The 3,284-nt window shown below is 48.2% G+C and carries 3 protein-coding genes; all 3 read left to right on the top strand.

Annotation, left to right across the window (positions count from 1 at the left end; all coding sequences use genetic code 11):
• Positions 1-58 precede the first annotated feature (58 nt).
• The gene (locus tag ABGY95_RS04475; RefSeq protein ID WP_347440500.1) at positions 59-1,573 is read left to right on the top strand and encodes a DUF3375 domain-containing protein; all 1,515 of its coding nucleotides are present in this window, start codon (positions 59-61) and stop codon (positions 1,571-1,573) included.
• Positions 1,574-1,591: 18 nt separating this feature from the next.
• Positions 1,592-2,239 carry a DUF4194 domain-containing protein gene (locus ABGY95_RS04470; protein WP_347440499.1) on the top strand — a complete coding sequence of 216 codons (648 nt, stop codon included), beginning with the start codon at positions 1,592-1,594 and terminating at the stop codon, positions 2,237-2,239.
• A gap of 1 nt (position 2,240) precedes the next feature.
• On the top strand, positions 2,241-3,284 hold a 1,044-nt coding region (locus tag ABGY95_RS04465), incomplete at its 3' end, for an ATP-binding protein (RefSeq protein ID WP_347440498.1).

Genomic DNA, 3,284 nt, shown 5'->3' with positions numbered 1-3,284 from the left:
CTCATTTTTCGCGCTGTAATGACATTCATGTATTAGACATTTTCACACCAATAACACCATGATCCCTGAAGACTGCCGCAGATATATTCACCACCGGCATCACCACCCAGCATGGGTTCTCTTAGCTGCTACCCGCGCTCCCTTAATCCTTAGCTGTCTTAAACCGCTTTTTGAGGCTGGCCACGGTGAGGTCCCCATGGAGGAAGCCACCCAGAAACTCGGCGAAATGTTTGCTGAATACGCAAATGACACTGAGTTTCAGATAAAAGACAAAGACGTCTTCCGCCTCAGCCGAGCTGAACTACGTAACTGGATTAGTAAGGGACTCGTTGTTGAACGACAGGGCGTCATTCTCTCCACTGACTCGCTGCAAAAAGCAATGAGCTTCACCGACGGGCTCGAAGACAAAGCAATGACATCCACCGCCTCTCGTCTAGCCACGACACAGCGAGAAATCGCCAACCTTGAAGCCCAACTCAACCCTGATAAAATCAGCCGAGCCAATCTCCTAAAGAAACAAATTAAAGAACTCCAAGAGGAACTCACTGAAGTCGAAAAAGGCAACTTCACCGCCCTCTCTGGCAATAAAGCCAGCGAAAACATACGCGAGGTTTATCAACTCTCCATGAGCCTCAAGGCCGACTTCCGACGCGTCGAAGACTCCTACAGAAACGCCGACCGTGAACTGCGGCAAAAAATTGTCCGCAGCGACCAAAGCCGAAGCGACGTGCTAGATGAAATGCTCGACGGCCACGACGCTCTACTCAAAACTCCAGAAGGCCAGGTTTTCGATGGCTTCTATTCCCAGCTTTCGCGCCACGTAGAGCTCGACGAGACGAAGCGACAACTCCACTCTATTTTATCTAACCAGGCAGCCCTAACTGCACTATCCAGAAAACAACGCTCAGATCTACAATGGCTAATCTCAGGGCTTGTCAGGGAATCTAACCGCGTCATCCAAGCTAGAGCCAGAGGCGAACGCGATGTCAAAGGTTATGTGAAAACCGGGCTAGCCAGTGAGCACCATCGCGTCGGAGCCCTACTCAATGAAATCCTCGAATGCGCCATCGATATTGATTGGTCAAAAAACAACATCAGAAAGCAAACTAGTAATCTACCACCTATAGCCATCTCACACCCCAGCATCCCAGCTATCCAGAGATTGGCCTTCAAAGAGATCGATGACAGCGCTGGCGAAGATATTGACCTATCAGACAACAGCGGAGAGATCGATGGACTCGATAACGACTTCTGGGCATCCTTCAATGGACTCGATAGACTGGCTCTTTTCACACAAACTATGGCACAGCTCAGCCAATCAGATAAACCATGGAGCATCGCAACTTTGGCCGAAGCTCTACCTCCAACCCACGACCTAGAGACCATTGCCTATTGGTTAGCCATGGCTCGGGAGGCTGACATCCCTCACTCTGATCAAAGAGAAAAAATCAAACTCTCTAACCTATCCAACCAAGACGACAGCGACAGGCATGTAGATATCGAGTTCGACGTACCCAAAATAGTATTCACCAGCGACGACCTCACAGGACTCGACTCAGAAAACCTAGGATAACCATAAATACTCAACACAATGGAACAAGAACCGCCAAGTCCAGAAGCCATAGAAGATGCACCACCACGCACAGATCCCGAAGTGAGACTAGTCACTCAAGAGCTACTCAAAACTGGCATGATAGACCTCTCAGAGAAATCTGAGATCTATCAAGCCGCGATCAGACACCAGACAAATATAGAACAAGCCCTCGAACCATTAGACCTCAGCCTAACTATCGATGAACAACGTGGTATAATGATCGTTTCCGTTAGAGCCGACGAATCTGAAGATCCCGATGATAACTGGAATCATCCCCTCATCAGGCGACAACGCCTAACGCTAGAGCAATCTCTTCTGCTAGCCATTCTCCGCCAATACTACGTCGTCCAAGAATTAGAACTAGGCACCGGCATCGAAACCATCAAAATGCCTATAGACATCCTGATTGATCAAATGTTCAAGTATCTCCCAGACTCAGGGAGCGATTCCAAAAATGAACGCAAAATTCTCACGCTCATTGAAAAACTAAAAACACATGGTGTAGTCTCAGAGCCCGATAAAAATCAAGAAATCACCATACGACCACTCATCAGCCATCTCGCTAGCCCCAGCACACTCAAGGCTCTTCTAGAGCAACTCCGGACCCTAGCTGAATCTGAAACACGATTAGACAATGAACAATAGTATGGACGACTTTTTCACAGCTCCACCGCTCTTTAAGGATGAAGAAGCATCCTTCCTACTTCAGAAGTTAGAGGTGTATAACTGGGGGCCCTTTTCACACAAACACATCGCTGAAATTCACGAAAATGGCACAGCTATCATCGGCTCCACAGGCAGTGGTAAAACCACACTGATAGATGCCCTGATGACCCTGCTCGTTGCATCACCCAAATATAACTTAGCCTCCACTGGCGGTCAGGACCTTAAAAACGACCGTGACCTCGTCTCCTACGTACGCGGAGTCACTGGAGCCGAGAGCGTCTCAGGTGGAAACGACCACATCATTCGCCCAGGGAAAACCATCACCGGCATTGCAGCCAACTACGGAAACGGCACAAATACTATCACCATTGGAGCTCTCCTCTGGATCGATGGCAGCGGACACAGCGCGTCAGACCTCAAGAAAATCTGGTTCGTCAGCGAGGCCTCCACCGTAAATCTTGACTCACTCCTCAACAACCTACACGACAACGGCTCCAGAGAACTCAAAAAACTAGCCAAGCAAACCGCTGGACTCAATATCTATTCCAGTAAAAAAGAATACCTTTCTAGAATCAATAGCTATTTCGAAGTCGGCCCTAACGCTTTCCCTCTCCTAAACAGAGCTGCCGGCCTAAAGCAGCTAAACAGCATCAACCAAATCTTTCGCGAACTCGTACTCGAAGACGAATCCGCATTTTCTGACGCACTCCGCGTTGCCAAAGAATTTGATAATCTCGCCATTATAAGAGAGGAACTAGAAACCTCTAGACGTCAGCGTGACTCCCTCATCCCCATCAAAAATGAGCATCTCAGCCTTCTCAAAACCGAGAAAAAACTATCCTCCGCCAAAAAACTCCGTTCCATCATCCCCGTATGGTTTGCCAGTATAGGTGCTGACATCTGGCAGAAATCACTCACCCTTACTAATCAGAGACAAGAGCAGATAAACCTGCAACTAAACCAAAAACGACTCGATAAACAATCGCTCAAAACCGAATCCGAAACCCTCAAATCCACCTACATG

The sequence above is a fragment of the Rubritalea sp. genome (genome assembly GCF_039830215.1).
Taxonomy (GTDB): Bacteria; Verrucomicrobiota; Verrucomicrobiia; order Verrucomicrobiales; family Akkermansiaceae; genus Rubritalea.
Note: the sequence above shows the minus strand (reverse complement) of the source record. Positions and strands in the feature narration are given on the sequence as shown.

Excerpts from the sequence above, each read along its gene's own strand:
- ABGY95_RS04475 (WP_347440500.1), top strand. The coding sequence starts at position 59 with ATGATCCCTGAAGACTGCCGCAGATATATTCACCACCGGCATCACCAC.
- ABGY95_RS04470 (WP_347440499.1), top strand. The coding sequence starts at position 1,592 with ATGGAACAAGAACCGCCAAGTCCAGAAGCCATAGAAGATGCACCACCA.